The following is a 26,862-nucleotide window of genomic DNA, read 5'->3' on the forward strand; positions in this document are numbered from 1 at the left end:
CTGGCAGGAGCAGCGCTCCGGTGGTCTTCACGGACCTTCCGTCCCGCCCAGAATTGTGATCGTCTAGCCCAAGCGGAAGCAAGCAGCGAAAGGGCTGCGGACATCGCATGGGGGCAGCTATGAAACTGTTTTCACGTCTGCTGACGGCAGGCCTTTTCTCCACAGGCATTGGCGGCATCGCCTTGGCACAGGAACAGGCCCCCAAGGACCCGCCGGCCACAACGCCGCTCGATGCCCTCCCTGCTCCCGAAAAATCTGCGCCTATCGCTTTTGCAGGCGGCACTTTTAGCATTGCTGTTGGCGAGGAGCCGGACCAGGAAATGGTTCTTGCCTATGAAGGCAAGGAGATCGCGCGTGACGCCTTCATCTCTTTCAACCGGATCGCCAAGGTCGGCGACATCGATGTAGCGTTGTTCTATCTTGATAGCGGCGGCTCCGGCTGCATGCCCAAACCGCTGATGCTTTGGAAGACGCAGGACACAGCAACGCTGCAGAGCGCGATGGCGGACAAGGAAGATTGCGGCACGCTGTCCATGGCTATGGCCGACGACGCCATCTATTTCATGCCGTCAGTCATGCCGGACGCACCCGAGAATGTCTTGCTGTGGACGCCGCAAGGCGGTGCGCGGACCGCAGGTCGATTGAGTTTCACGCCCGAACCCGGCACAGGCTGGAATGATCTCGACCTGTCGGGCGGGCGAAGCATCGTCGCTGCTTTTACAAACGAGGCCGTTTACGGGGCTGCCGAAAAGCTGCTCGGCGACCAGATCGGCAACGTTGCGACCAGCCTGCTGATCACCACCAGTGCCCAAAGAACCAGATCCGGCATCTTCTATGGCAGCGGTAACAAGCCGCATGCGTCCGAGGATGGCCGAGCCTTCATGGCCGTCGACACCAAGAACAAAGCGCTCTATTTCGCATGGAACAATGCCTCCCCGGAACCGCGCTACTGGCCGGCGCTGAAAGACTGGCCGGACGATGTCAAGGAACAGCTGGAATGGGCATTCCGGTAACGGCGCCAGCCGAAAATATTCGGGAGAACCATCGATGCGCAGGCTGACAAGCTACTCCTATGACCTCGCCATGAGGCCGCTTTCACGCCTTGTGGCGGCAGGCCTTCTTTCGGTTGGCATGGCCGGGATCACTCTCGCGCAGGATCAGGCCCCTGCCCCGCAGGATGCTCCTGCCGCAACATCCTCCGACACCGGCTCGCCTGCAGCCGCTGATGGCACCGAAAAGCCGGCACCGGTTCCTTTCGCAGGCGGCACCTTCACCATTACCGAGCAGCCGGAGATGGACAAGATCCTGGCTTATGATGGCAAGGAAATTGCCAGGGACTACTATGTCGGCCTCGACCAGGTCGTGAAAGTGGCTGGCGTGGATGTCGCCCTGTTCAATGTTGGATCGGGCGGCAACCAATGCGGTCCCGCGACCGTAATCGCGTGGAAGCCGGAAGGCAGCGCGACGCTCCAAACTGTGCGGGTCGACCAGGACGAATGCGGCGCACCACCGACGGCCGTCGCAGAAAACGCCATTTATTTCGTGCCCTATCTCATGCCTGGCGACTCCAATGACGCGTTGCAATGGTCGCCGCAGGATGGTCTGCAGATCGCAGGTCGGCTGACCTACAGGCCCCAACCCAGTACCGGCTGGAACGACATCGACCCGTCAAAATACCAGAACATCATCGACGCCTTCCACAATGAGGCCGTCTACAACGCTGCCGAGAAGCTGCTTGGCGACCAGATGGGCAGCGTCGCGACCAGCCTGCTGGTCGGCGGCGGCACGGAAAAGACCCCGTCTGGCGCCTTCTATGCCAGCGGCTGCGTGCCACACGCTTGTGGCGGCAGTGACGGTTTCATGGCGGTGGACGTCAAGAACAAGGCGCTCTACTTCGCCCAACAGACCGACAAGCCGGAGCCGAATGCCTGGCCGGCGCTGAAGGACTGGCCCGAAGAGATGAAGGACGCCTTGCAGAAGGCATTCCAGCAACCGCAATAGCGCCCATCGCGGCGCCTGGGAGGACTACCGATGCGCAGACTGATCTCGACGGGCTCGCCCTTCGAAAAGACGGCAGGCTATTCACGCGCCGTCGTTCAGGGAGACTGGTGCTTCGTCGCCGGCACCACTGGCTACGACTACACCACGATGACCATGCCGGACAGCGTCGAGGCGCAGACCCGCAATTGCATGGAAACCATCGCCAAGGCCTTGAAGGAAGGCGGCTTCGAACTGGCTGATGTCGTGCGCGCGCATTATTACATCACCGACCAGAACGACGTGGACAAGGTGTTCCCCATTCTGGGCGAGTATTTCGGCGACATTCGCCCCGCGGCGACCATGATCACCTGCCTGCTCAACAAGCCGGAGATGAAGATCGAGATCGAGGTCACCGCCTTGCGCCGTGGCGCGACGGGCCTGTGACCGTCAAGCGCATCGTCGCCAACGTCGCCACGACCGAGATCGCGGCGGCCAGGCGTTTCTACGGCGACGTGCTTGGCCTCGACATACTGATGGACCATGGCTGGATCGCCACCTACGGCAGCACCGAACGCATGACCGTACAAGTCTCGTTCGCGCAACAGGGCGGTAACGAAACGCCGGTGCCCGATCTGTCTATAGAGGTCGACGATGTCGACGTCGTGCTTGCCGGTATGAGGGCGGCCGGCTTCGCCATCGAATACGGTCCTTCCGATGAGCCCTGGGGCGTGCGCCGCTTCTTCGTGCGCGACCCCTTCGGCAAACTGATCAACATCCTGCAGCACGACTAGAGCGTCTCCGTCTTTCACGGAGACATGGAACACTCAGCCCGCCTTGGCGTGAAACGCTTCCACCGCACGCAGGACCCTTAAGCCCGCAGCGAAGTCGGCCAGGTTTCTCTGCGGTTCGCCACGGATCGCCTGTGCGAAGGCAGACAGCCGCGTGTATTCCGAGCCGCGCTCCCCTTTGAGAGCCACATCCTGCCAGGTCTTGCCGTCGGAGACCTGCAAGTTGCCCCAGTTGTGCAAGCGGTAGGAACGGTTGCTGCCGGACACGACCCACTCATAGCTCTCGGGCACCGCGAGGCCCGCCTGACCGAATACGCGCACTGGAACACCGCCCGCCCGAAACAGGCCGAAGGCCGAGATTTCGCTCGCTTCGTTCCCTTGCGGGAAATCCAGCGACACAAACTCCGGCTCGAGTTCGCCGATCAGCCGGTCCGTCAGATAGGCAAAATGCGAAAAGACTTCGCGGACGAACCCACCTTCTGCCCGGCCTGACAACCAGCCTGCATCTGCCTGAAACGCCCGCGGCCATTGGGGAAAAGCAAGATGGATCTCGACACCGCCCACACTGCCGAGCTCTCCGGCACGAAGGGCACGCTCGATTTCCAATGTGGCGTGACGGTCGGAGAGAGCAAAATTGACGGCCGTCACCACGCCCGTCCGAGCTGCGAGATCAGCCATCGCCTGCCCTTCGGCCAGGTCGACCGCAAGCGGCTTTTCGCAGAACACCGCCTTGCCGGCACGCATCGCTTCCATCGCGTAAGCAGCATGAAACCGCGGAGGGGTGGCGATGTAGACGGCGTCGACACCCTCACCGGTCGCGGCAGTTCTCGGGTCGGCGGTAAAGGCGATATTGGGATGCTTGCCGCGTTCGCGCGCAACCGCTGCCTCGTTGACATCAGCGCCAAGCACGACGTCAAAGTCGTCATGCCTTGCAGCCGCCTCAAGAAGCTCAGTCCCCATGGCTCCGAGGCCGATGATGCCGAGACCTATGCGTTTGCCCATGCCGAACAGCTCCAAGCCTCCTTTTCGTCGGCATTGTTCTACATCGCGGAAGCTTGCCCGACTTCCCTCCAGCAGCACGCTTTGTCCGGTCCACGAGGGCTTCCAAGTGCCGACGGGCTTGCGCCACAACGGCCTTGCCGTTAGCAAGGCTGCAATTCTCCGAACCCGTGGAAGGTCCTTCAGATGGCAACCAAAAAACTTCTCCTGCTCGCCGGCGACGGCATCGGTCCAGAGGCCATGGCCGAAGTCAAGAAACTGATCGCCGCGATGAACGAGAAGGGAGCCGGCTTCGTGTTCGATGAAGGCCTAGTCGGTGGCTGCGCCTACGACGCCCACGGCCAGGCAATCTCGGAAGAAGACATGGGCAAGGCGCTTGCCGCCGACGCGGTGCTGTTCGGTGCTGTTGGCGGCCCGAAGTGGGACAGCGTGCCTTACGAGGTGCGCCCGGAGGCCGGTCTGCTGCGTTTGCGCAAGGACATGGAGCTGTTCGCCAACCTGCGTCCGGCAATCTGCTACCCCGCACTTGCCGCTTCATCCTCGCTCAAGCAGGAGGTGGTCGAGGGCCTCGACATCCTGATCGTGCGCGAATTGACCGGTGGCGTCTATTTCGGCGAACCGAAGCAGATCATCGACCTCGGCAACGGGCAGAAGCGCGGCATCGACACGCAGGTCTACGACACTTTCGAGATCGAGCGCATTTCCGGCGTCGCTTTCGAACTCGCCCGCACTCGCAAGAACCACGTGACGTCGATGGAAAAGCGCAACGTCATGAAGTCGGGCGTGCTGTGGAACGAAGTCGTCAGCGCGACCCACAAGGCGAAGTATGCAGACGTCAAGCTCGACCACATGCTGGCGGACGCCGGTGGCATGCAGTTGGTGCGCTGGCCCAAGCAATTCGATGTCATCGTCACCGACAATCTTTTCGGTGACATGCTGTCGGACGTCGCCGCCATGCTGACCGGCTCGCTTGGCATGCTGCCGTCGGCCTCGCTCGGTGCGCCGGATGCCAAGACAGGCAAGCGCAAGGCGCTGTACGAGCCGGTGCACGGCTCCGCGCCTGACATCGCGGGCCGGGGCATAGCCAACCCGATCGCCATGATCGCCTCATTCGCGATGTGCCTGCGCTACTCCTTCAACATGGTGGCGGAAGCCGATCGCCTCGAAGCTGCGATCGCCGCAGTGCTGGACGACGGCCTGCGCACCAAGGACATCATGTCTGAAGGCAAGATCGAGGTTGGCACCGTCGCCATGGGCAACGCCATCATCGCCAAGTTCCTCGCCTGACGGATGGGCCGCGAGCCCGCTCAATCGGCTGGCGTGCTCGCACGTCTCGCGAGCGCGCTCGATCGCGAGGACGAGAAACCCAACCAGGAGCTGGCCGCAGACTTGGCGGCCAGCGGCAACGCCGGCGATATCGCCGTTCTGGCACATGCGCTCGAGACTGCGGCCAAGCCGATCCGCCACGATGCCATCAAGGTACTTTATGAGATCGGCGCACAACGGCCGGACCTGATCGCACCGCACGCACCGGTATTCGTGACCGCACTGAAAAGCCGCGACAACCGTATGGTGTGGGGCGCGCTGACAGCGCTGGACACTTTGACCACGACCGTACCGAACGTGATTGTAGCGAACCTGCCGGACATTCTCGACGCGGCGGACCGCGGCAGCGTAATCGCCAAGGACAAGGCGGTTTCCATGCTGGCGACGCTGGCCGCGAACGGCAATTCTTTCGCCTGGCAAAGACTGCTCGCCATCCTGCGCACCAGCGCAGACAACCAGACACCCATGTATGCCGAACAGGCACTGCGCGCGGTGCCGATGCAGGATGCCTCCGCCTTGGCAGAGGTGGTGCGATCGCGGGCAAGCACCATCCCGCAGCCGGCCAAACGGGCCAGGCTCGAGAAAGTGCTGCGCAAGCTGGCGCCGCGCTGACAGCGAAACGAGCCACGGCGCGGGAAGCCGGGGCCCCCCTTCCCCATCATCGGCCAACCGCTTGAATTGCGACAGGACGGTCTTGCAACCCATCCGGGATACTGTATTTTGAACCGATCCAATCAACGATTTTTCAGCGGAGATGCGGCATGCCGATCAGAGCACTGGTATGGGGCGAGAACGTGCATGAACAGGAGAATGCTGTCGTTGGGGGTATCTATCCGCTTGGCATGCACGGCACGATCGCGGCGGCCCTCAGCCAGGATCGGGATATCACAGCCGAGACCGCCGTCCTGCAAGACCCCGAACACGGCCTGACCGAGGAGCGCCTGGCGAAGACGGACGTACTGGTCTGGTGGGGCCATGCCGCTCACGGCAAGGTCGATGATGCCATCGTCGAACGTGTGCAGCAGCACGTCTGGGAAGGCATGGGTCTGATTGTCCTGCACTCCGGCCATTTCTCCAAGATCTTCAAGCGGCTCATGGGTACGCCCTGCTCCCTGAAGTGGCGCGAGGCTGGCGAACGCGAGCGCATCTGGGTCGTCAATCGCAATCATCCCATCGCCAAGGGGCTTGGCGAATGCATCGAACTGCCGAACGAAGAAATGTACGGCGAACCCTTCACCGTACCGGAGCCGATGGAGACCGTCTTTGTCTCCTGGTTCGAGGGCGGCGAAGTGTTCCGTTCAGGCCTGACCTATCACCGTGGCGCAGGCCGGATCTTCTACTTCCGTCCCGGCCACGAGACTTATCCGACGTATCACCATCCGGACGTGCATACTGTGCTGCGCAATTCCGTGCACTGGGCGCATAACCCGGCCCCTGCCTGGGCCACGATCGCGAATGCCCCGAACGTGCCGATTTCAGCCGCCAAGGAACCTTTGGTCGAAAAGGGACCCAAGCTTCACAAGGATGGCGACGAGGGCCTGCGCTGATGAAACGGCTGCTTCTGCTGGGCACCGGCGGCATTGCCGGGCAGCATATGGAAGAGTTCGGCAAGGTTCCGGAGTGCCGCGTCGTCGCCTGTGCCGATGCCTTACCGGGCCGGGCCACCGCCTATGCGGAAAAGAACGGCATCACCAAAGCCTTCGACGGCCTGGAAGAAGCCCTTGCCTGGGGCGATTTCGACGCAGCCATCAACGCCACCCCGGATGGCGTTCATCGCGACACGACTCTCGCCCTGCTTGCCGCCGGCAAACACGTGTTCTGCGAAAAGCCGCTGGCCCCCAACCATGCCGATGCGCTGAAAATGACCGAGGCGGCGGAACACGCAGGCCTCATCAACATGGTCAACCTGACATATCGCAACTCGCCAGCGCTGCAGCGCGCCCGGCAAATGGTCGAAGCCGGCGAACTCGGCGAATTGCGCCATGTCGAGGCAAGTTACCGGCAGAGCTGGCTGGTCAGCAAAGCCTGGGGTGATTGGCGCACGACCGACCAATGGCTCTGGCGGCTGTCAACCGAGCACGGCTCGACCGGCGTGCTCGGCGACGTCGGCATCCATATTCTCGACTTCGCGACCTATGGCGCTGCCGATGACATCGCCAGTCTCAATGCCGATCTGGTTACCTTTCCAAAGGCCCCTGGCGACCAGATCGGCAAGTATCGCCTGGATGCCGATGACAGTGTCGCCATGACTGCACGCTTCCAGACCGGCGCATTGGCCACCATCGTCGCGACGCGCTACGCCACCGGTCACCTCAACGATCTCGAACTGAAGCTGCACGGCACCAAGGGCGCGCTCTGGGTCGAAACCAACGGCAGGACGTCTTCGTTGAAGGGGTGTTTCGGCGACGATATCGACACCGTCACCTGGCGCGACCTCGAACTGCCTGAGATCAAGCGCAATGCACGCCGGTTCGTTGACGCGCTGCTTTCCAGCGTCAACGGCGACCCGTCGTTTCGTCGTGCCTCGGATATGCAGAAATTGATCGACGCCGCTTTTCTCAGCAGCAACGACAAACGCCCGATCGTCATCGCCTGAACATCACGGGCAGCAGATGCCTTCTCCCCGCCGGGGAGAAGGCTGAGTATTCAGAAAAACGCCTGCAGGCCGGTCTGGGCGCGGCCAAGGATGAGTGCGTGCACGTCATGCGCGCCCTCATAGGTGTTGACGGTCTCAAGGTTCTGCGCGTGGCGCATGACATGGTAGCCGATCTGGATACCGTTGCCGCCGTGCATGTCGCGCGCCATACGGGCGATGTCGAGCGCCTTGCCGCAGTTGTTGCGCTTGACAATGGAGATCATTTCCGGGGCCATCTTGCCCTCGTCCATCAGCCGGCCGACGCGCAGCGAACCCTCCAGGCCAAGCGCGATTTCGGTCTGCATGTCGGCGAGCTTCTTCTGATAGAGCTGCATGCCGGCCAGCGGCTTGCCGAACTGCTTGCGGTCGAGGCCATACTGGCGAGCACGGTGCCAGCAGTCTTCTGCGGCACCCAAGGCGCCCCAGGAGATGCCGTAGCGGGCACGGTTCAAGCAGCCGAACGGGCCCTTGAGGCCGGAGACGTTGGGCAGCAGCGCATCTTCGCCGACCTCGACACCTTCCATGACGATCTCGCCAGTGATTGAAGCGCGCAGCGACAGCTTGCCACCGATCTTCGGCGCCGACAGGCCCTTCATGCCCTTTTCCAGCACGAAGCCGCGAATCTGGTTGTCATGTGCTGCAGATTTCGCCCACACCACGAAGACATCGGCGATCGGCGCGTTGGAAATCCACATCTTCGAACCGGAGATGCGGTAGCCGTTCGCTGTCTTCTCGGCGCGGGTCTTCATGCCGCCCGGATCGGAACCGGCATCCGGCTCGGTCAGGCCGAAGCAGCCGATCCATTCGCCGGAGGCCAGCTTCGGCAGATACTTCTTGCGCTGCTCTTCCGAGCCGTAAGCCTGGATCGGGTACATGACCAGCGACGACTGCACGCTCATCATGGAACGGTAGCCGCTGTCGATGCGCTCAACCTCGCGGGCGACGAGGCCATAAGTCACATAGTTGGCACCGAGCCCGCCATATTCTTCCGGCACGGTGATGCCGAGCAGGCCGGCCTCACCCATCTCGCGGAAGATCGCCGGATCGGTCTTTTCTTCCATGTAGGCGTCTTCGATACGCGGCGCGAGCTTGTCGGCGGCAAACGCCGCCGCACCGTCACGAATCATGCGCTCATCTTCCGAAAGCTGATCCTCGATGAGGAACGGATCGTCCCAGACGAAGGCGTTCTTTTCGGCAGCCATGCGTAATTCTCCCAGAAAGCGCAGCCAGAATGCGCAGAATGCCGGGCTTATCGGCCCCCGCCCGGAAAAAAGCAAATGAAATTGCCTCCGAGATCAATGACGATTAGTAATGGATCATGAGTGTGCAACGCCGCCTTTTGCCGACCACAGGAGCGCTTGCCGCCTTCGAGGCGGTGGCAAGGCTTGGCTCCTTCACGGCAGCGGCGCAGGAACTGGCGCTGACACAGGGCGCCATAAGCAGGCAGATCAAGCTGTTGGAGGATCAGTTCGGCAAGCGGCTGATCGAGCGCAACAGCCGTAATGTCCAGCTCTCGCCGGAAGGCGAGATCTATGCCGAAACGGTGCGTGCGGCGCTCGGCCAGCTTCGCGAAGCGGCACTTGGATTGATGAGCAATCGGCATGGCGGCGTTTTGAACCTCGCCATACTGCCCACCTTCGGCACACGCTGGCTTATGCCGCTGATCCCTGAATTCGTCGAGCAGAACCCGGACATCACCATCAACTTCGCAACGCGCATCGGCCGTTTCGATTTTGCCCGTGAGCGGCTCGACGCAGCCATTCATGTCGGCCAGCCGGATTGGTCGGGTGCGACATCGACGCTGTTGATGCGCGAGGAAGTGGCGCCGGTAGCGGCCCCGGAATTCCTGAAGGCGAATGCGGTCGCGGAACCACACGATCTTGGCCGGCTGCCGCTGCTGCACATGGCCTCGCGTCCCGGTGGCTGGGCCGAGTGGTTCGAGCACCAGGGGCTTGCCACACCGACCGGCCCCGGCATGCAGTTCGAACAGTTTTCGACCGCAGCCCAGGCCTGCATCGCTGGCCTCGGCATCGCGCTGCTGCCGCTGTTCCTGATCACCGGCGAGTTGCAGCGCGGCCAGCTGGTACCCGCCCCTGGCCGTGCCATGCAAAGCCGCAGCGCCTACTATCTGGTGGTGCCCAACGAGAAGCGGCTCTACCCACCGGTCGCCAGCTTCCGCAGCTGGCTGCTTACCAAACTGCCGCAGGGTACGGCGACTGAACGATGACAGGCGAGATCATCCTCAGCACGGATGATTTGCGCGCAGTCACTGCCTTTGCCGCCGAAAGTGCCGCCAAGGTGCTCGAGGTCTTTGAGGCATCAAACCCTTCGGACAGTCGTCCCCGCGACGCCATCGACACTGCTCGGACATTCGCGCGAGGCGCCAAACGCGGCAAGGTACTGCGTGACGCAGCCTGGAATGCCCTGAAGTCTGCGCAGCAATGCCAGGACGTTGCAGCAAGCCAGGCCGCGCGAGCCGCCATGTGTGCCGCTTCGGCTGCCTATCTTCATCCGCTGGCCCGGCCCACCCAGGTCAGGCACATTCTCGGCGCGGCGGCTCATGCCGCCCACGCAGTTGAACTCGCGGCTGGAGGTACGACCGATGCCGGAACGCATTACCTCGAACGCGCAGCCCTGCATGCGAACCCGACAGTCATAGAGGTGCTATGCCGCTATCCACCCGCACCGACGGGTGGGGGACGCGTTGGAGAATTGCTGCGCATTCTCGACCGAACATTGAGAACCATGCAACAACACGGCCCGCAAGCCGGCAGTTCGAGCATTTTGTAGCCAAGTGGGATCACCTGGCGTTACAAAAATGCGGCGAAAACAAAACTTAGAGCGTTTCCGCGTTTCCGTAAAAAACGGAAACGCTCCAGGAAAGCCGGGGCGCCTCACACCATCGTCACAAGCGCTTCGAAGAAATCGACATTGTCGTGGTCGAGCGGATCGTCGACGGGGATCGGCTGCGACGACATCTTGACGATGACCACCTCGCTTGCCGGATCGACGAACAGCCACTGGCCATGGATGCCGATCCCGCAATAGGAACCCTTGCCGCTCTGGTACCACTTGTTGCGGTAGCGCCCTTCGGGAAAAAGATGCGCGAAGTCGCCTTGTTTCCAGGCGTCGAGACTGCCGGCGGTCGTGGTGTCGCGGACCCAGGTTTCCGGCAAGACGCGTTTGCCATTCGCGACACCACCCTGGCGCATCATCTCGCCGATGCGGGCGAGATCGCGTGGCGTCATCGAGACGCCGCCCGCCGTGCGTGCCGTGCCAGCCCGATCGACCGTGATGGCACCTTCCGTGCAGGCGCCCAGCGGCGCCCATAATTTTTCGGTAAACAGCTCCGGAACGCGCTTGCCGGAAGCACGCTCGACCAGAACGCCGAGCAGGTCGGAATTCGGCGAGCGGTAGCGGAACACCTCGCCATGTGGTTCGGACCTGCGCCTGATCGACAGCAGGAATTCCTCCAGCCCTTCATCGCCGCCGCCCGGGTTCCACAGCGTCGCCCGCCGATAACGGGCGAAGGCGCTTTCGGGATCGAGATAGGCTTCCTCGAAATCGAGGCTCACCGTCATGTCGAGCACATGGCGCACGGTGGCGTCGCCATAGGCCGAACCGGCCGCTTCCGGGATATAGGCCGTCACCGGCGCGTCCGGGTCGAAGCGGCCCTCGCCTTCCAAAATGCCAGCGAGGATCGCGGTCAGCGACTTGCTGATCGAAAAGATGATGTGACGATTGCCGGGCCGCATATGCGATGCGAACCAATCGCCGATAAATCTTCCGCCCTTCATGACGGTCAATGCGTCGGCGCTCGAGCGATCCAGGAATGCCGCGACCGTCTCGGCTCCGTTGGACAGCGACACCGTTTCACCGAGCAGCCCGCTGAAATCCACCATGGCCGCTTCCATTGCATCTGCCGGAGCTTCGATACGCGCGCTTGGCACCAGTTCGCCGACATTCTGGAACGCCCAGCGGTTGAACGGCGCCGTGCGCCAGTTCGCAAGGGCGGCATCACTGCGGCGGAAGCCATATGCTTCCTCGAATTTTGTCGGGTTGGTCACGTCATGTCCTTCCTGGGTGGTGCATGCCGCGCAGACGATCCGCGATCGTCGGCGCCGGTCTTCCATATCAGCTGATCTAGGCGACGGAGCTCAGCTCCGCTGCAATTGCCGCAATGGCCTTCAGCGTCGCCACGGCATAGGGCGTGTTCGAGAAATCCGGGAAGGATGACAGCTTCACCGTCACCATCCGGCTGTTCCAGTCCACGTGGATGAGCTGGCCGAACACGCCACGGCACATCAGGGCACGCGAGCGCGGATCTTCGATCCAGAACTGGTTGCGGTAACTGCCTTCCGGCAGGCTTTCCGAAAAATTGTTGCCATGCACGCTGTTCCTGGTCGCTTCGATCCAGTCGGCAGGAACGATGCCGGCGCCATTGTCGAGGATCATCTGGCCGAAACGGGCGTAATCGCGCAGTGTGGCATTGAACCCGCCGTCCGCCAGAGCATAGCCGGCGCTGTCCACGGTGAAGCATGCGCTTTCCTCGACACCCAGCTTCTGCCACAGCTCTTCCGAAACAAGCTCGGCCAGCCTGCGCCCGCTCGCGCGTTCCATGACAAAGGCGAGCACATCGGTCTCGATGGAGCGGTATTCGAAAGCAGCGCCATGCGGCCGCGTGGTCCCTCTGAGCCGCAGGATGAGCTCCCACACATGCGTCGGCCACGGGAAAGCGGGATCGCTGTCCGGCGGCACCGGTTTCCAGCCGGAAGCAACATCAACCTGGCCAATGTCCGAGTAGCGATCGGTATAGGCTTCCGAGAACTTCACGCCGGTCGTCATGTCCAGCACCTGCTGGACAATCGCACCCGCCCAACCCGTCTCGGCAAGTTCGGGAAGATACGCCGTCACCGGTCTTGTCGGATCGATGAGGCCACGACCGACAAGGATGCCGCAGACCGCGGCCGTCACCGACTTCGCCATCGACTGCGACAGATGCAGCGACCGCGCCGTCATGCCGTTGAAGTAGCGCTCATAGGCGATGGCGCCGTCCTTCAGCACCAGGAACCCGTCGGTATAGGTCTCGTCGAGCAGGCCGGCGAGCGTCGAGGCGCGGCCAAGGCTGTCGGTCACTGCCAGGCCATCGAGATCGATCTCGGCACGCGGCAATGCGTTGACCTGGCCGGAACCGCGCCAGACTTCAACTGTGGGCACGATCTGCCGCATGTTCTGGAAAGCCCAGCGGTTCCAGGGCGCCCTGTCCCAGTCGAGTTTGGGCACCACCAAGGCCGGCGGCGAACCTTGCATGATCGACGGGCGGGTATCGCTGTTGCGGTAGGGCTGCATGAGAAGCGCCTCCTGCGGCATTTCAATTTCTCGAGCTGGTATGCCGACGGGCAGCCACCAGACGGGGCATCCGGCAGCAACACCGCCGGACGCTGGAGCGGCCCGCTCTTTCACGGCACCGCTCCAACTCTTTGTCTTGGGCAATTCAGGACGGAAAACCGCTTTCCCGAAATTGCTTCCAGAGCGTTTCCGTTTTTACGGAAACGCTCGCCGCATTTTCGTCACGCCAAGTGATTCCACCTGGCTACAAAATGCTCCGGGACCGCTTACTTGCGCAGTTCGGTCCAGATCTTCTTGTAGAGCGCGTCCGCTTCTTCCGAACACATTAGCGCCATGGTGCCGTGCGGCTTGGCTTCTGCCGGAACGATGATCTCGGGCGCATCGCGCATTTCGGCAGGCATGAACTTCTCCGAACCCGCAACGCCGTTGGCATAGCGGTGATAGGCAGAAAGGCCGGCAGCCACTTCCGGGTCCATGATGAAGTTCTGGAACAGCTTGGCGTTCTCGGCGTTCTTGGCGTCCTTCAGCACCACGACATTATCGGACCAGTAGGTGAAGCCTTCCTTCGGATAGCCGTAGTGAACCTGCGGATGCGCAAGCCGGATGCGCAGGCCGGCGCCATTCCAGGTGGACGACGCCTTGAAGTCGCCCGCCCCCATCTTGTCGACGGCGCCATATTCCATGGCGATCCAGTTCGGCTTGGCGGCCGTCAGCAGGTCGCGCACCTTCTTCAACACTTCCTTGTCGGCCGTGCACTGCTCGCCGCCGACATAGCGGATGGCGGCGGTCATCACGTCCTTCATTTCGGGAACGACGTTGACCTTGCCCTTCAGCTCGTCAGGCGTCTTGAAGATAATGTCCCAGGTGTTGATGTCGCCCTTGTAGACATCGGTGTTGACGACGATGCCAACCGTGCCCCAGGCCCATGGTACCGAATATTTGCGGCCGGGGTCGAAGTCGGGATTGGCCCACTCCGGCGCGATGTTCTTGAAGTTCTCCATGCCGCCAGGATTGGTCTCGAGCAGCAGGCCCTCCTGGATCCAGATCGGCAGGTGCGTCTGCGAGGGCACCACGATGTCGAAGCCGGAGCCGCCCTGGCGGACCTTCGCCAGAGCCGTGTCATTGGAATCGTAATCGGTGATGGTGACCTTGACCTTGTACTTTTCCTCGAACTTCTTGATCACGTCCGGGTTGGTGTAGTTGCCCCAGTTGTAGATGTTAAGCTCGCCTTCTGCGCGGGCCAGGCCCGTCGCCGCAAGCAGCGCGAGCGCCGCCGTCGCGGCAAACAATCTCGAATTCATGACAGGGACTCCTTCTTCCAATCTTCTATGTTTCTGCCTGCTTCAGGCAAAAAGCTTGTGACGGCCGGAACCGATTTGTCGGTCCCGGCTTCGTCTTTTCATGCTGTCTTAGAGCGTTTCCGTTTTTCTACGGAAACGCGGAAACGCTCTAAGTTTTTGTTTTCGCCGCATTTTTGTAACGCCAAGTGATTCCAGTTGGCTACAAAATGCTCTAGTGCTTACTTCTGCAGCTCGGTCCAGATCTTGCTGTAGATTTCCTGGATTTCCGGCGAGCACAGGCGCTGCAGTTCGCCGAGCGACTTCACGTCGGCCGGAATGTTCACTTCCGGAGCATCCTTCATGTCAGCCGGCATGAACTTCTCCGAACCGGCAATACCGTTGGCGTAGCGGTGGAAGGCCGAATTCAGCGCGGCGTTTTCCGGATCCATCATGAAGTTCTGGAACAGCTTGGCGTTTTCGACGTTCTTGGCTTCCTTGAGCACGACGACGTTATCGCTCCAGAGGCCGTAGCCTTCCTTCGGATAGTTGTAGTGAATGGCCGGATTGGCCAGCCGCTGGCGCAGCGCCGAGCCGTTCCAGTCGCTGGTCGCCTTGAAGTCGCCGGCGCCCATCTTCTCGATGGTGTTGTATTCCATCGCGATCCAGTTCGGCTTGGCGGCAACCAGCAGGTCGCGCACCTTCTTCAGCACCGCCTTGTCGTCGGTGCACTGCTTGCCGCCGACATATTTGATGGCGGCAAAGATGACGTCGTTCATCTCGGGAACGACATTGACCTTGCCCTTCAGTTCGTCAGGCGTGTTGAAGATGATGCCCCAGCTGTTGGCCGGGCCCTTGTAGGCATCGGTGTTGACGACCACGCCGATCGTGCCCCATGCCCACGGCACGGTGTATTTGCGACCGGGATCGAAATCGGGATTGGCCCATTCCGGCGAAACGTTCTTGAAGTTCTCCATGCCGCCCGGATTGGTCTCCTGGATGAGACCCTCCTTGATCCAGACCGGGATGAAGGTCTGCGATGGCATGGCGATGTCGAAGCCGGTGCCGCCCTGACGCACCTTGGCAAGCGCCGTATCGTTGGAATCGTAGTCGGTGACGGTGACCTTGACGCTATACTTCTGCTCGAACTTCTTGATCATGTCGGGGCTGATGTAGTTGCCCCAGTTGTAGATGTTGAGTGCGCCCTCGGCACGGGCGAGGCCCGACGAAGCGAGCAGCGCCAGCCCAACGGCCGTCGCGGTGGTCTTCCAACTCATTTCTGTTCTCCCATTATTGCTTTGGTTTTGACTTCGGCTTTTTGCACCAGAGCGTTTCCACTTCTTAGCGAGAATGCGGAACCGCCCTATCTCCTTGTTTTCACGCAATTCCAGACGCAAAGCCGCCACGCGCCTTTGCTGGAATTGCTCTAGTCACGCTTCCTGCTGACGAAGAAGAACAACGTGACGATGACCACCGACAGCAGCAGGAAGGCTGTCGAGATCGCGTTGATCTCAGGCGTGATGCCGCGGCGGATCTGGCCGAGCATGTAGGTCGGCAGCGTGTCCTGGCCGCCGGATTTGACGAATTCGGTGATGACGACGTCGTCCAGCGAGATCACGAAGGCCAGCATCAGGCCGGCCAGGATGCCGGGCCACAGCAGCGGCAGCGTCACCCGCCGGAACGCCTGCCAGGGCGTGGCGTAGAGATCCGCCGCCGCACGCTCCAGCGACAGGTCCATGTTTTCAAGCCGTGCCCGGATCGGCAGATAGGCGAAGGGAATGCAGAAGGCCGTGTGCGCGGCGATCAGGTAACCCAGGCCCGAATAACCGGTGAAGATCTTGATGCGCGAGAAGAAGATCAGCAGCGCCACGCCGGTGACGATTTCCGGCACCATCAGTGGCTGGTTGATCATCGCATATTTGAAGGTCAATCCCGGATAAGGCGGCGTGCGTGTCGTCGCGAGCGCGGCCATCGTCGCCGCGATCGTAGCCAGCGTCGCGGCGATTGCGGCGATCTGGAACGAGCGCAGCGTGGCGTCGATGACCTGCGCGTTCTGCGAGGCGGATTGGAACCACTTTAGCGAAAAGCCGCCCCACTCCGATGTCGATGGCGCTTCATTGAAAGCATAAACGACGAGCACGATGATCGGCATGTAGAGCGCGACGAAGCAGACAGCCGCGATCGTCGTGAAGCCGGGCTGATGGCGGATGGAGAAGCTCTTAGCCATGCCGCACCTCCTGCGAACCGGCGTTGCGCACATAGACGAGCAACGCCACCATGACGATCAGCATGACGGTGATCGACAGTGCCGAACCAAGCGGCCAGTTACGGCCCTGGCCGAACTGCAGCTCGATCAGGTTGGACAGCATCATGTTCTTGCCGCCGCCAAGCACGCTCGGCGTCACATAGGCGCCGATCGCCGGGATGAAGACCAGAATCGAGCCGGCGATCACGCCCGGCTTGACCAGCGGGAAAATGATGCGGCGCAGCACCTGCCAGCGCGAGGCGTAGAGATCATAGCCCGCCTCGACCAGCCGGAAGTCGAGCTTTTCCATCGAGGCATAGACCGGCAGCACCATCAGCGGCAGATAGACATAGGCCATGCCGATCAGGATCGCGACGTCGGTGTACAGGATCTGGATCGGCGCCGAGACGATGCCGAGCTTCATCAGCACGGTGTTGACGATGCCTTCGTTGCGGATGATCTGCAGCACCGCGAAGGTGCGGATGAGCAGGTTCGTCCAGAACGGGATGGTGATAAGGAACAGCCACAGGTCACGCGTCTTTTCACTGCGCGTGGCCATGAAGTACGCGGTCGGGAAACCGAGCGCCAAAGTGATGATCGTCGTGATGATCGCAAGCTTCACCGAGCGCCAGAAGATGCTGATATGCGCTCCCGCCAGCGACAGCGTGTCGTCGAAAATGTCACGCTCGAACAGCACCGAGACCCAGGCCTCGGGCGAGAATTGCCACTTCACGTCGCCGTAGGAACCTGGCGTCAGGAAGGAATAGACGAGCACGATCGCCAGCGGACCGACCGCGGCGAAGAAGATGGTGAGCATGGCAGGCGCGGACAGATACCAGCGGTTGCGGATGTCGCGCCGGTCGGCCGCCCTGGCGATTTCCTCGGCGGTGGCCATCAGTCCCTCAACACCTGTGCGGCGTCGTCGCTGATTGCGATGCCAGCCTTGTCGCCCGTTTCAAAACCGCAGTCCGCGTTGCGCGCATTCTGCTGGCGTACGATGAAGAGGTCATTGCTGCCGTCGAGCCGCACATGGATGTGCGTGTCGGTGCCGAAATAGACGATGTTCTCGACCGTGCCCGAAAGCTCCGCCTTGCCCTTGACCAGCTTGGCATGTTCGGGTCGAACCACCACCGTGGCCTCGCCCTTTGGCTGGAACCCATCGGCGACGCTGGCCGTGATGGTGGCGCCCGATTTCAGCGTGGCGCGTGCCTTGCCGTTCTCGACACCGGCGATGGAAGCGGTCAGGAAGTTCGTTTCACCGATGAAGTCAGCGACGAAGCGATCGGCCGGCTTGTCGTAGATATCCCACGGGCTGCCGACCTGCAGGATCTTGCCCGACGACATCACCGCGATGCGGTCCGACATGGTCAGCGCTTCTTCCTGATCGTGCGTGACGAAGATGAAGGTGATGCCGGTCTGGTTCTGCAGCCGCTTCAATTCGATCTGCATTTCCTTGCGCAGCTTGTAGTCGAGCGCCGACAACGGCTCGTCAAGCAAGAGCACTTTCGGCTGCGGCGCCAGCGCGCGGGCCAGCGCCACACGCTGCTGCTGGCCGCCGGAAATCTGGCTGGTACGCCGCGAAGCCAGATGCTCCATGCGCACCAGCTTCAGCATCTCGGCGACCCGGGCCTTGATCTCTGCCTTGGGCTTGCGCAGCATCTCCAGACCGAAGCCGATATTCTCGGCCACCGTCATATGCGGGAACAACGCGTAGCTCTGGAAGACGGTGTTGACCGGGCGCTTGAACGGCGGCAACAGCGCGATGTCGTCGCCGTAAAGCAGGATCTCACCCGCGCTCGGATAGTCGAAGCCGGCGATCAGCCGAAGCAGTGTCGTCTTCCCGCAGCCGGAAGGTCCCAGCAGCGTGAAGAATTCGTTCTCTCGGATCGAAACCGAGACCGTATCCAATGCGGCAACCGCCGCGTCCCCAGTACCGAAGACTTTCCGCACGCCGCGGACTTCGATCGCGTTCTTACCCGGTTGTTCCGGCACTCAAGCCCCTCTTTTTTCTTGGCCTGCCCCCGAAAGCAGGCCTTTTCTTCTGGTTTAGATTGTCACCACAAGCCGCCGTGCTTGGCAACAATCGGATCGAATATCGTTTCAGCAGGCGAAACGAATGTTCACCTCAGGACTGATAGGTAACCTTGCCGCCACAAATGGTGGTGACAGGCCGCACCTCATGCAAACGCTGCGGTTCCACGGCTTCCACGTCATGCGAAAGCACCACGAGGTCGGCCATGAAGCCCGGCTTCAGCCGGCCCTTGCGGTGCTCCATGAACTCGGCATAGGCACCTTCCACCGTGTAGGCAGCCAGCGACTCGTGCAGCGAGAAACTCTGGTCTGGATCGCCTTCTGCCCACGGCTTGCGCTGCACCGCCGCCTGCACGCCAAGGATCGGATCGATCGGCGAAACCGGCCAGTCGGAGGCGAAGACGACATGCGCGCCCGCATCCTTCAGCGTGCGCCAGGCATAGCTCAGCGGCCAGCGCTCCTTGCCGATACGCGAAACCGTCGGCTCCAACGGAAAATCCATCGCACCCGGCGGATGCGGAGGCTGCATTGAGGCGATCACGCCAAGGTCGGCAAACCGCGGAATATCCGAGGACGCGACCACCTCGATATGCTCGATGCGGTGGCGGCTGTCGCGTGTGCCGTTGGCTTTCGCCGCCGCTTCATAGCCGTTGAGCACGGCCTGCACGGCACCGTCGCCGATCGAATGCACCGCAATCTGCAAACCACGCGCGTCGACGGCAACGGCCAGGGCCTTGAACTCTTCCGGCGTGAACAGCGGCTCACCGACCCAGTCCTGGCGATCGGCGTAAGGCTCGATCATCACGGCCGTCCAGGAGTCCAGGACCCCGTCATAGAAGACCTTGACGATACCGGACGACAGCCATTCGCTGTCATAGCGCTCAGCCATCACGGAGGCTTTCTCCAGGATGTCGAGCTTCATGAAGTTCTTGAAGTGGAAAGGTATCTGCACACGGCAGGAAAGCCCTTCCTCGGCCTCGATCTCGGCCAGCAGTTCGAGCTGGTAGAGATTGCCGTCCATGTTCTGGATCGAGGTGATGCCGTGCTGGGCACACCAGGCCAGGCCACGCCGCATGATGTCGCGATCGGCCGCACGCTGCTGAGGCGTTGGCGCAGGATCGGGCTCACCGCCGGTCGACAGGCCAAGCCGCACACGCTCCTCGCCGGCTAGAGCCAGCACCGGCCCGAATGCCTCGCCTTCCCGCAGCTCGCCTTCGGCCAACCCATCGTCGCCCATGACGATCTCATTGCCCGGGCCAAGCGTGCGGCCATGCAGGATTCCAGCGGCTTCGAGCGCCTTGGTATTTGCCCACATCGTGTGATGGTCCGGCGCGGCCATGCAGAACGGCCGGTCCGGCAGGATCGCATCGAGGTGATGCCGGGTCACCCGCTCTTCGCCGAGAATGGTGTAGTCGGCGCTCTGCGCCACCAGCATCGGCGCGTCGGGCCGCGAGGCAGCATAAGCCAGGACCGCTTGCTTCAGGGCATCGAAGCCGTGCACGCCTGCCAGATGCAGATGCGCCAGTTCAGCGGCACCGGAAAAGAGATGCATGTGCGCTTCGATGAAGCCGGGCAGCACCGAGCCACCCTTGGCGTCAACGATTCTGGTGGCCGGCCCCCTCAGGGCTTCGATGTCGACAGCGCGGCCGACTGCGAGGATGGATCCGTCCTTGACGGCAACGGCTTCAGCGACGGGACTGGCGTCATCCATGGTCAGCACACGGCCGTTGACGACGATCAGATCGGCTTGATGAACCGCACCAGTGACAGACATCGCGACTCCGCGCTTTTGACTGACCAAGACTGTTCCAACACCGCACCTCACGCTCGATAGTTCCGCTGGAACGGTGCGTTCGGACAGGAATTGTGCCAGTCCGCCGCCTTCGGAATTCCCCTTAGTTTCCCTAAAGACAGCGTGGAGAAAAAATGCGACTATTTATTCGCGTTTGTCAATACGCAGGATTCGGAATGCTTCGCGAAGAACGTCCCTCGTATATGGTGCCCGCAATCAGGGAACGAGGAATTCAGTCAGTGAACCGCAGTCTCAACCGGAAAACCAAGATAGCGCTGGAGCCGCGCAAGCAACCGCGGCAGGAACGGTCGAGCAAGGTGGTCGATCGGATTCTCGATGCGGCCTTGATCTTGACCCGCGAGCAGGGAACAGGGACACCGACAACGCTCGCCATTGCGCAGCGCGCCGGCTTGTCTGTCGGCTCGGTCTATCAATACTATCCCAACAAGGAAGCCATTCTTCTCGATCTCGCCCGGCGCTGGCTCGGGGCGTTCCCCGAAGTGATCGAAAAACGCACCAGGGTGCCGCGCCCGACCACCCGCGCTGCGTTCCAGCGCGAGGTGCGGGAACTCTTCATCGACACATCCAGGCTCTATCTCGAAAATGCCAGCCTGATGCCGGTCATCGAGGCCATCACCGGCAACCCGGATCTCAGACCGATCCAGAACGAATATGACGACCAGATCATTGCACTCTACGCAGCCTGGCTGCGGCATGTGAATCCCGCCCTGCAGGTAGATGTCGCCACCCGGCTCGGTGTCGTGATGATGGAGGTCGGCCACGTCTGCCGTCTGGTCGGCCTCAAGAAGGATCGCAGGACCTTCGACCTGCTTGAAGACGATGTCGAGACCATGTGGATCGCGCTCGTCACCCCCTATCTCGACCTCAACTAACAACCAATCCAGGGAAGGAACTTCATGAAGACTGTCTATTCGCCGCTTCATGCCGGCCATGCCGGCACGATGGAGCTGATGTCGGGAGCGATCATGCCCGGCTTCGAGAAACCCTCGCGCGCCGAGATCATCAGGGCTCGGGTCGAGAGCGAAAAGCTGGGGCCGATACTGGCGCCGGAGGTCCATGACCTCACCGCTGCCAAGCGCATCCACAAAGCCGACTACATCGACTTCCTGCCGACCATCTATCCCGGATGGGAAGCGCTTGGCCGCTCCGGTTCCGCCATTCCCTATACCTGGCCGACACGCGGCCTGCGCGGCGATGTCGTGCCCGAGGCCCTCGACGCCAAGCTCGGCTACTATTCCTTCGACGCCGGCGCGCCTTTCGTCAAAGGCACATGGGAAGCGATCAAATCCTCCTATGACGTCGCCCTGACCGGCGCTAGGCTGATCAAGGACGGCGAGCCGGCCGCCTTTGCGCTCTGCCGGCCGCCCGGGCATCATGCCGGCGCCGGCTTCATGGGCGGCTACTGCTACATCAACAACGCTGCCGTCGCCGCACAATGGTTCCTCGACCAGGGCGCCAAGCGCGTTGCCATCCTCGACGTCGACTATCACCACGGCAACGGCACGCAGGAAATCTTCTACTCCCGCGCCGACGTGCAGGTGCTCAACCTGCATGGCGATCCGATGGTCGAATATCCCTACTTCCTCGGCCATGCCGACGAGCACGGCGAAGGTGCAGGCGAAGGTTTCAACGTCAACTACCCGCTGCCCTTCGGCACGAGTTGGGAAGCCTGGAATGCGGCTTTGGACGACGCCTGCTCGAAACTCACCGCCTATAGCCCCGACGTCGTCATCGTCTCGCTCGGTGTCGACACCTTCGAGAAGGATCCGATCAGCCAGTTCAAGCTCAAGAGCAGCGACTATCCCAGGATCGGCGAGCGTATCGCAAAACTGAATCTGCCGACGCTGTTCGTGATGGAAGGCGGCTATGCCGTCGACGAAATCGGCGTGAACGCGGTGGGCGTGCTGACCGGTTTCGAAGGACGCTGACCCCCTCCTTGCCGACCAGCGCAATTCCACAAAAGTGCGCGATGGTTCGGTTCGGAATTGCGTGAAAAATGCTGGAGCGTTTCCTTAAGCGGAGACGCTCCAGTGTCGGCGAAGAATTTTTTTCCTGGCCCGAAATCCAGCAAACGCACGGCCTGAGTCGCGTTCGCGAGTCCCTTGAATCCCGATCTGTCAATTCCTGTTTGAAGTCGGATTCATCAACCGCTAAATTAAACCCGAATCAGCCGTTCCAAGGGGGCGCGGCGAACCATCCAAAGTCCTGTTGTACCGGAGTTTTCCGGCACAAGGCGCGACTGGTTTCGCGTTCCCTGCCGGATTCGGCCGATAGGCGCCGTCTGCGCCGAGAGTGTGTTTTAGGTGAATGTGACGCGTACCCGCGTCCGGCGCTGCTGAACCAGCACCGGGCATAAGAATCGATTCCGGCCTGAAGACTATGACAGCCTTTGCAGCGCCCATAGCATCCGACATGATCGGAGCACGTCTGGCCTCTCGCGCGGACCTGACCGGGTTTCTGACCCAACTCTCCGACGAGATCGGTGCCGACAGCTACATGCTGGTGGCCATCATCCACGACGAGGAACGCAACGACGCCCGCATCGTCGCATCGAACTGGCTGTATGATGCGATCGAACTGATCGGCAAACATCTGATCGCCGCTCTCGCCTACGGTCCCCTTACGTCCCCCCCCGGCAATCGTCCACGCGTGCTTGTCGCGTCTCACGCGGAAACAGTAGCTGGCCTGCTAAGCGGGGAAGAAGCCAAGCTGCTCGACGTGCTGGGCCATGCGGAACTCTATTCCCTCCGTCTCGATGTCGGACGGCAGCGCCTTTTCGTGCTGTTTTCCGCAGCTGAGACCGGCAGCATCCAGCCGGATGTCCTCAACAAGGCACAGTTGAAGTGCTGCTACGCACTCTCGCAAGTGCCGCAGCTTCTCGCCGCTGCTGCCCTGCAGGATCCGCTTTCCGACCGCGAGCGTGAGTGCCTGTTCTGGGTCTCGGAAGGCAAGACGACCGAAGAGGTTGCCGTCATCCTCGGCGTCTCGGCCAACACGGTCAACAGCTACATCACCCACGCCATCCAGAAGTTCTCTGCTTCCAACCGTGCAATGGCGATCGCGACCGCGATCAGGAGCGGCATCATTTGACACACGCCCGCGCAGACGAGATCGCAGACGACCCATTCTTCGCGCATCGCAATCCGTTCGGCGCCGCGGCGGCGAACGCCGATCTCTTCACGGTCACCATTCCCGATGCCGTACGCCGCTGCCGCTGGATTGCCATGGACATCAATGCCGGCGCATTTGGCCTCTATTTTGTCTCACCGTCCGCCGACCGGCCACGGCTGATGCCGTGTTTCGATTCCGACTATCCGGGTATCGCTGGCGCAACACGCAACATCTCCGCTACAGCCAGTGAAGAGATCATCCAGCACGTGCGCCGCTCGACCGGCCCGCGATACTGGTCGGCGGAAACCGACCGCCCTCGCGATGCCAACACCTTTCCCTGGATCGAGCGTGCGAAAGCCCTTGTTCCGGACACGACCGGCATAGCGTTCCCGGTGCACGCCGAGCGCGGCCAGAGCGGGCTGGTGGTTTTCTTTGGTGCCCACGTCACCCCACAGCTCGGCGACACCATCTACGACATTCACGCCCGCTGCTTCACGCTGTTCGATGCCGTATCCCGCATCCGGCCAGGCGACACCGGCCGGGCAAAAGCCATGTCGAAACGCGAACTGGAATGCCTGAAGCTCACCGCCAATGGCTACACCAGCGAGGAGATCGCGCGGCTTCTGAAGCTGTCGGTCCACACCGCCAACCAGTATCTCACCCAGTCGGCGCAAAAGCTCGATGCCGTGAACCGCACGCAGGCCGTTGCCAAGGCACTGCGCCTCGGCCTTATCGACTGACGGCTTATCCGATCGGCTCGGGACGCCGGATGCGAGCGTCTTCCAGCATCGTTTCCAGCAACTCGGTGTTGCGGGTGGGATCTTCGTCCGGTTTCTCGAAAGAGATGTAGTTCAACACCACCGAAGCTTCGTTCTCCGTCAGCGTCAGCTGGAAATAGACCGTCACGCCGCGCGGCCTGAGCTCCAGGTCAAGCACGATGCGTGGTGAACCGCTCCAGTCGACATGCGCCTCGCCACCGTTGCCCAGCCGCAACGTGCCCGGCACGAAGAACAGTTCCGATGCTGAATCGACCAGATCCGACAGGCAGGCGAAATGCTCGAGCCGGATGAAGGCGATGTAGTCGGCGACATCGATGAGCCTGAGTTCTGCAACCACCTGTTCGATGGCGCGGGCTACGATGACTTCGCGAGAAAGTGTGTGCGGCTGTCGGTTCATGAGGTCCGTCGGCGCTCTGCCTTTTTCGAGTAAACGATGCGTACCAGCTCTGCCACTGCTTGGTAAAATTGTGATGGAATGACGCTATCAACCGAAACTTGCTTGTACATGGAGCGAGCAAGCGCAACGTCTTCGAAAATCGGAATATTGTTCTCGCGCGCGATTTCGCGAATGCGCAACGCCACCAGATCCTGCCCCTTCGCGAGCACGACCGGCGCAGCATCCTGGTCACGAACATAGCGCAGCGCGATCGAGAAGTGGGTCGGGTTGGCGATGACCAGCGTGGCGTTGGGCACCGCAGTCATCATGCGTCGCCTTGCCCGGTCGCGCGCCAGCGAGCGCAGCCTCGACTTGACGATCGGGTCACCCTCAGACTGCTTCAGTTCGTCCTTCACCTCCTGCTTGCTCATCCGCAGATCCCGCCGCCAATGAAAGCGCGACCAGACGAAGTCGGCGGCAGCGATGACCGTCATGACGAAGACGATCGCCACCAAAATCTGGATGGCGATCGAGCGGATGACCAGCCCGAACTCGGCGGGACCGGTGATCATGCCGTTGAGCAGCCGGCGGTGGTCCTGGGACAGGGTGAAGATCAGCACGGCGATGACGAAACCGAGCTTGGCCAGCGACTTCAGGAATTCGACGAAGCCTTGCAGGCCGAACAACCGCTTCCAACCCTGGGCAAGCGAGATGCGCGACCATTGTGGCCGGATCCGCTCTCCGACGAACTGCGGTACGTTCTGAAAAATCGAAGCGCCGACACCTGCCACTACCAGCAGCACCAGCAGAGCGACCACCGCCCGGCCGATTTCGACCATCACCATGCCATAGAGGTGGATAACGTCGGTCTCGGTGTCGATCGACCAGGATTCCGGGCGTTCGAGAAACGATGCAAGGAAAACACTCAGATCGACCGTCGCCTCGCGCGCGTAGAAGACCGCAAAGACCAGGATCGCCACAAAGGAAGTCAGCAGTGCCGCCTCTCTGGAGTGGGGCAGCTTGCCCTTCTCCATCGTGTCGCGGATCTTCTTCTCTGTGGGTTCCTCGGTTTTGGAATCCTTGTCTTCGGCTTCCGCCATGCCGCGCCCGCCGGATTAGCGTGGATCAGGCTGCATCGGCAGCGCTCTGCGCGGTCGGCAGTTCGAATGCGCCTTCGCGTGCCAAGCGTACCGTTGCCGCCGCGACGTTCTTGCGTGCTGCCATGATGTCCGCCAGCGGAATGCCTTCCGAACCCTGGCTGAGTTCCGCCTCGATCATGCGGCGCGAGCGCTGACCTATCGAGGACAGCACGGCTTCGGTGAGCGCCGGCGGCGCGCCGCGCAAGGCGAGTGTAACCAACTCGCTGGACAGACCGTCGAAGACCAGCACGCGTGCCTTCTGTGCAAGCAGCGGCAGATCGTCGAAATTGAAGATGCGAGCGCGCACGCCGTCGAGATCGGGGGTGCCGGCGGCCTCGAGATCCTGCATCGTCTCGTCGAGCTGTGCCTTGTCCATTTCATTGAGCAGGCTCGCAACGCGGATCTGCCCGGCCGTCGTGTCCTTCGACGCGGTTTCAGCCAGCACGCGCGCACGAATCTGGTTCTCGACGATCTTGGTCGCCGCTTCCGGAATCATCGACATCGTCACCATGCGCCGCAGGATTTCGCTGCGCAGCTGTTTGTCCAGCGTGAGCAGCACGGCCGATGCCGGCTGCGGCGCCAGCATGGAAAGGACTGCCGCCGAAGTCTGCGGATGCTCTCCAGCGAGGAAGCTGCCCAGCCGCTGCGGCTCCAGTTTCTCCAGCTGCGGCCATATCGACGGTGGACCAGCCGGTTCGGCTTCCGCCCTCTTGCCGCTCATGATGGCGTCGACTTCCTCGGGCGACAAAGATTCGTTGAGGATGTTGTCCATCTTGTCGGCGGAATCGAGCAGACCCGCTCCTTCCGTGAACTCCGCCTCGAATTCAGCGACGACGCGTTCGAGATCGGCCTGCGGAACGGTCCGCAGCAGCCGAGCCGCCTCGATAAGCGCCTTCAGTTCTTCCTGTTTGAAGAACTTCAGCAGCTTGCTCGCCGAAGGCTTACCCATCGCAACCAGGATCGCGGCGGCCTTCTGCGCGCGGGTCAGCGTCAGCGGCGTGCTCATCCCCTCAT

Annotated in this window: 27 protein-coding genes; 14 read left to right on the top strand and 13 right to left on the bottom strand. The window is 61.7% G+C overall.

The window, feature by feature from the left end; all coding sequences use genetic code 11:
• Positions 1-119 precede the first annotated feature (119 nt).
• Genes AC3WTO_RS18135 through AC3WTO_RS18150 form a run of 4 tightly spaced genes read left to right on the top strand, consistent with a single transcriptional unit; the run spans position 120 to position 2,771 of the window.
• Complete coding sequence (locus AC3WTO_RS18135; protein ID WP_492462150.1) at positions 120-1,013, top strand: Ivy family c-type lysozyme inhibitor; 894 nt, start codon at positions 120-122, stop codon at positions 1,011-1,013.
• A gap of 34 nt (positions 1,014-1,047) precedes the next feature.
• The gene (locus tag AC3WTO_RS18140) at positions 1,048-2,001 is read left to right on the top strand and encodes an Ivy family c-type lysozyme inhibitor (RefSeq protein ID WP_492462151.1); all 954 of its coding nucleotides are present in this window, start codon (positions 1,048-1,050) and stop codon (positions 1,999-2,001) included.
• 30 nt (positions 2,002-2,031) lie between these two features.
• Positions 2,032-2,424 carry a RidA family protein gene (locus tag AC3WTO_RS18145; protein ID WP_492462152.1) on the top strand — a complete coding sequence of 131 codons (393 nt, stop codon included), beginning with the start codon at positions 2,032-2,034 and terminating at the stop codon, positions 2,422-2,424.
• The gene (locus AC3WTO_RS18150) at positions 2,421-2,771 is read left to right on the top strand and encodes a VOC family protein (protein WP_492462153.1); all 351 of its coding nucleotides are present in this window, start codon (positions 2,421-2,423) and stop codon (positions 2,769-2,771) included. Before AC3WTO_RS18145 ends, AC3WTO_RS18150 begins: the two co-directional genes overlap by 4 nt.
• 33 nt (positions 2,772-2,804) lie before the next feature.
• Here AC3WTO_RS18150 and AC3WTO_RS18155 read toward each other — a convergent pair whose 3' ends face one another.
• Positions 2,805-3,848, bottom strand: coding sequence for a Gfo/Idh/MocA family protein (locus tag AC3WTO_RS18155; protein WP_492558426.1), 1,044 nt, complete (start codon positions 3,846-3,848; stop codon positions 2,805-2,807).
• A gap of 105 nt (positions 3,849-3,953) precedes the next feature.
• On the opposite strand from AC3WTO_RS18155, the gene leuB reads away from it, so the two are divergent.
• The 4 genes from leuB (at position 3,954) to AC3WTO_RS18175 (ending at position 7,689) form a co-directional block, all read left to right on the top strand.
• Positions 3,954-5,054 (top strand): 3-isopropylmalate dehydrogenase, encoded by a 1,101-nt coding sequence (gene leuB / locus AC3WTO_RS18160; RefSeq protein ID WP_492462155.1) that lies wholly within the window; start codon positions 3,954-3,956, stop codon positions 5,052-5,054.
• Positions 5,055-5,087: 33 nt separating this feature from the next.
• Positions 5,088-5,705: a hypothetical protein gene (locus tag AC3WTO_RS18165; RefSeq protein WP_492462156.1), complete on the top strand. Its 618-nt coding sequence runs from the start codon at positions 5,088-5,090 to the stop codon at positions 5,703-5,705.
• 149 nt (positions 5,706-5,854) lie between these two features.
• Entirely contained in the window at positions 5,855-6,640 is a 786-nt protein-coding gene (locus tag AC3WTO_RS18170) for a ThuA domain-containing protein (protein WP_492462157.1), read from the top strand.
• Positions 6,640-7,689, top strand: coding sequence for a Gfo/Idh/MocA family protein (locus tag AC3WTO_RS18175; protein WP_492462158.1), 1,050 nt, complete (start codon positions 6,640-6,642; stop codon positions 7,687-7,689). The genes AC3WTO_RS18170 and AC3WTO_RS18175 overlap by 1 nt, the downstream gene beginning before the upstream one ends.
• Positions 7,690-7,739: 50 nt before the next feature.
• Here the strand turns inward: AC3WTO_RS18175 and AC3WTO_RS18180 are convergent, their stop codons facing one another.
• Positions 7,740-8,930 carry an acyl-CoA dehydrogenase gene (locus AC3WTO_RS18180; protein WP_492462160.1) on the bottom strand — a complete coding sequence of 397 codons (1,191 nt, stop codon included), beginning with the start codon at positions 8,928-8,930 and terminating at the stop codon, positions 7,740-7,742.
• Between the two features lie 116 nt (positions 8,931-9,046).
• On the opposite strand from AC3WTO_RS18180, the gene AC3WTO_RS18185 reads away from it, so the two are divergent.
• Positions 9,047-9,955, top strand: a complete 909-nt coding sequence (locus AC3WTO_RS18185; RefSeq protein WP_492462161.1) for a LysR family transcriptional regulator — start codon at positions 9,047-9,049, stop codon at positions 9,953-9,955.
• A complete protein-coding gene (locus tag AC3WTO_RS18190; RefSeq protein ID WP_492462162.1) occupies positions 9,952-10,518 on the top strand; it encodes a putative immunity protein in 567 nt (188 codons plus the stop codon). Before AC3WTO_RS18185 ends, AC3WTO_RS18190 begins: the two co-directional genes overlap by 4 nt.
• Positions 10,519-10,622: 104 nt before the next feature.
• Here the strand turns inward: AC3WTO_RS18190 and AC3WTO_RS18195 are convergent, their stop codons facing one another.
• From AC3WTO_RS18195 to AC3WTO_RS18230, 8 genes are all read right to left on the bottom strand, one after another.
• The gene (locus AC3WTO_RS18195; protein ID WP_492462163.1) at positions 10,623-11,795 is read right to left on the bottom strand and encodes a serine hydrolase domain-containing protein; all 1,173 of its coding nucleotides are present in this window, start codon (positions 11,793-11,795) and stop codon (positions 10,623-10,625) included.
• A 76-nt stretch (positions 11,796-11,871) separates the two neighbouring features.
• The gene (locus tag AC3WTO_RS18200; RefSeq protein WP_492462164.1) at positions 11,872-13,077 is read right to left on the bottom strand and encodes a serine hydrolase domain-containing protein; all 1,206 of its coding nucleotides are present in this window, start codon (positions 13,075-13,077) and stop codon (positions 11,872-11,874) included.
• A gap of 266 nt (positions 13,078-13,343) precedes the next feature.
• Entirely contained in the window at positions 13,344-14,378 is a 1,035-nt protein-coding gene (locus AC3WTO_RS18205) for an extracellular solute-binding protein (protein ID WP_492462165.1), read from the bottom strand.
• Between the two features lie 218 nt (positions 14,379-14,596).
• Positions 14,597-15,631 (bottom strand): ABC transporter substrate-binding protein, encoded by a 1,035-nt coding sequence (locus tag AC3WTO_RS18210; protein ID WP_492462166.1) that lies wholly within the window; start codon positions 15,629-15,631, stop codon positions 14,597-14,599.
• Between the two features lie 149 nt (positions 15,632-15,780).
• A complete protein-coding gene (locus AC3WTO_RS18215) occupies positions 15,781-16,581 on the bottom strand; it encodes an ABC transporter permease (RefSeq protein WP_054308494.1) in 801 nt (266 codons plus the stop codon).
• Positions 16,574-17,494: an ABC transporter permease gene (locus AC3WTO_RS18220; protein WP_492462168.1), complete on the bottom strand. Its 921-nt coding sequence runs from the start codon at positions 17,492-17,494 to the stop codon at positions 16,574-16,576. The genes AC3WTO_RS18215 and AC3WTO_RS18220 overlap by 8 nt, the downstream gene beginning before the upstream one ends.
• A complete protein-coding gene (locus tag AC3WTO_RS18225) occupies positions 17,494-18,591 on the bottom strand; it encodes an ABC transporter ATP-binding protein (RefSeq protein ID WP_448112196.1) in 1,098 nt (365 codons plus the stop codon). The genes AC3WTO_RS18220 and AC3WTO_RS18225 overlap by 1 nt, the downstream gene beginning before the upstream one ends.
• 133 nt (positions 18,592-18,724) lie before the next feature.
• Positions 18,725-20,404: an amidohydrolase gene (locus tag AC3WTO_RS18230; RefSeq protein WP_492462169.1), complete on the bottom strand. Its 1,680-nt coding sequence runs from the start codon at positions 20,402-20,404 to the stop codon at positions 18,725-18,727.
• A gap of 257 nt (positions 20,405-20,661) precedes the next feature.
• Here AC3WTO_RS18230 and AC3WTO_RS18235 point away from each other — a divergent pair, with 257 nt between their 5' ends.
• The 4 genes from AC3WTO_RS18235 (at position 20,662) to AC3WTO_RS18250 (ending at position 24,294) form a co-directional block, all read left to right on the top strand.
• Positions 20,662-21,315 (top strand): TetR/AcrR family transcriptional regulator, encoded by a 654-nt coding sequence (locus AC3WTO_RS18235; RefSeq protein WP_492462170.1) that lies wholly within the window; start codon positions 20,662-20,664, stop codon positions 21,313-21,315.
• Between the two features lie 24 nt (positions 21,316-21,339).
• Positions 21,340-22,371 (top strand): histone deacetylase family protein, encoded by a 1,032-nt coding sequence (locus AC3WTO_RS18240; protein ID WP_492462171.1) that lies wholly within the window; start codon positions 21,340-21,342, stop codon positions 22,369-22,371.
• 484 nt (positions 22,372-22,855) lie between these two features.
• Positions 22,856-23,533: a helix-turn-helix transcriptional regulator gene (locus AC3WTO_RS18245; protein WP_492462172.1), complete on the top strand. Its 678-nt coding sequence runs from the start codon at positions 22,856-22,858 to the stop codon at positions 23,531-23,533.
• Positions 23,530-24,294, top strand: a complete 765-nt coding sequence (locus tag AC3WTO_RS18250) for a helix-turn-helix transcriptional regulator (protein ID WP_492462173.1) — start codon at positions 23,530-23,532, stop codon at positions 24,292-24,294. Before AC3WTO_RS18245 ends, AC3WTO_RS18250 begins: the two co-directional genes overlap by 4 nt.
• Before the next feature lie 4 nt (positions 24,295-24,298).
• Here the strand turns inward: AC3WTO_RS18250 and AC3WTO_RS18255 are convergent, their stop codons facing one another.
• The 3 genes from AC3WTO_RS18255 to AC3WTO_RS18265 are packed head-to-tail and all read right to left on the bottom strand — an operon-like array spanning position 24,299 to position 26,854.
• Positions 24,299-24,730: a BspJ family T4SS effector nucleomodulin gene (locus AC3WTO_RS18255; protein ID WP_492462174.1), complete on the bottom strand. Its 432-nt coding sequence runs from the start codon at positions 24,728-24,730 to the stop codon at positions 24,299-24,301.
• Complete coding sequence (flhB, locus tag AC3WTO_RS18260) at positions 24,727-25,809, bottom strand: flagellar biosynthesis protein FlhB (RefSeq protein ID WP_492462175.1); 1,083 nt, start codon at positions 25,807-25,809, stop codon at positions 24,727-24,729. Before flhB ends, AC3WTO_RS18255 begins: the two co-directional genes overlap by 4 nt.
• Before the next feature lie 25 nt (positions 25,810-25,834).
• A complete protein-coding gene (locus AC3WTO_RS18265; RefSeq protein WP_492462176.1) occupies positions 25,835-26,854 on the bottom strand; it encodes a flagellar motor switch protein FliG in 1,020 nt (339 codons plus the stop codon).
• Between the last annotated feature and the right edge of the window lie 8 nt (positions 26,855-26,862).

The organism is Mesorhizobium sp. EU05-FHT14A09, from assembly GCF_058790995.1.

Coding starts and splice junctions, on each gene's coding strand:
- AC3WTO_RS18135 (WP_492462150.1), top strand. CDS start 120: ATGAAACTGTTTTCACGTCTGCTGACGGCAGGCCTTTTCTCCACAGGC.
- AC3WTO_RS18140 (WP_492462151.1), top strand. CDS start 1,048: ATGCGCAGGCTGACAAGCTACTCCTATGACCTCGCCATGAGGCCGCTT.
- AC3WTO_RS18145 (WP_492462152.1), top strand. CDS start 2,032: ATGCGCAGACTGATCTCGACGGGCTCGCCCTTCGAAAAGACGGCAGGC.
- leuB (WP_492462155.1), top strand. CDS start 3,954: ATGGCAACCAAAAAACTTCTCCTGCTCGCCGGCGACGGCATCGGTCCA.
- AC3WTO_RS18170 (WP_492462157.1), top strand. CDS start 5,855: ATGCCGATCAGAGCACTGGTATGGGGCGAGAACGTGCATGAACAGGAG.
- AC3WTO_RS18175 (WP_492462158.1), top strand. CDS start 6,640: ATGAAACGGCTGCTTCTGCTGGGCACCGGCGGCATTGCCGGGCAGCAT.
- AC3WTO_RS18180 (WP_492462160.1), bottom strand. CDS start 8,930: ATGGCTGCCGAAAAGAACGCCTTCGTCTGGGACGATCCGTTCCTCATC.
- AC3WTO_RS18185 (WP_492462161.1), top strand. CDS start 9,047: ATGAGTGTGCAACGCCGCCTTTTGCCGACCACAGGAGCGCTTGCCGCC.
- AC3WTO_RS18190 (WP_492462162.1), top strand. CDS start 9,952: ATGACAGGCGAGATCATCCTCAGCACGGATGATTTGCGCGCAGTCACT.
- AC3WTO_RS18200 (WP_492462164.1), bottom strand. CDS start 13,077: ATGCAGCCCTACCGCAACAGCGATACCCGCCCGTCGATCATGCAAGGT.
- AC3WTO_RS18205 (WP_492462165.1), bottom strand. CDS start 14,378: ATGAATTCGAGATTGTTTGCCGCGACGGCGGCGCTCGCGCTGCTTGCG.
- AC3WTO_RS18210 (WP_492462166.1), bottom strand. CDS start 15,631: ATGAGTTGGAAGACCACCGCGACGGCCGTTGGGCTGGCGCTGCTCGCT.
- AC3WTO_RS18215 (WP_054308494.1), bottom strand. CDS start 16,581: ATGGCTAAGAGCTTCTCCATCCGCCATCAGCCCGGCTTCACGACGATC.
- AC3WTO_RS18220 (WP_492462168.1), bottom strand. CDS start 17,494: ATGGCCACCGCCGAGGAAATCGCCAGGGCGGCCGACCGGCGCGACATC.
- AC3WTO_RS18230 (WP_492462169.1), bottom strand. CDS start 20,404: ATGTCTGTCACTGGTGCGGTTCATCAAGCCGATCTGATCGTCGTCAAC.
- AC3WTO_RS18240 (WP_492462171.1), top strand. CDS start 21,340: ATGAAGACTGTCTATTCGCCGCTTCATGCCGGCCATGCCGGCACGATG.
- AC3WTO_RS18245 (WP_492462172.1), top strand. CDS start 22,856: ATGATCGGAGCACGTCTGGCCTCTCGCGCGGACCTGACCGGGTTTCTG.
- AC3WTO_RS18255 (WP_492462174.1), bottom strand. CDS start 24,730: ATGAACCGACAGCCGCACACACTTTCTCGCGAAGTCATCGTAGCCCGC.
- flhB (WP_492462175.1), bottom strand. CDS start 25,809: ATGGCGGAAGCCGAAGACAAGGATTCCAAAACCGAGGAACCCACAGAG.
- AC3WTO_RS18265 (WP_492462176.1), bottom strand. CDS start 26,854: ATGAGCACGCCGCTGACGCTGACCCGCGCGCAGAAGGCCGCCGCGATC.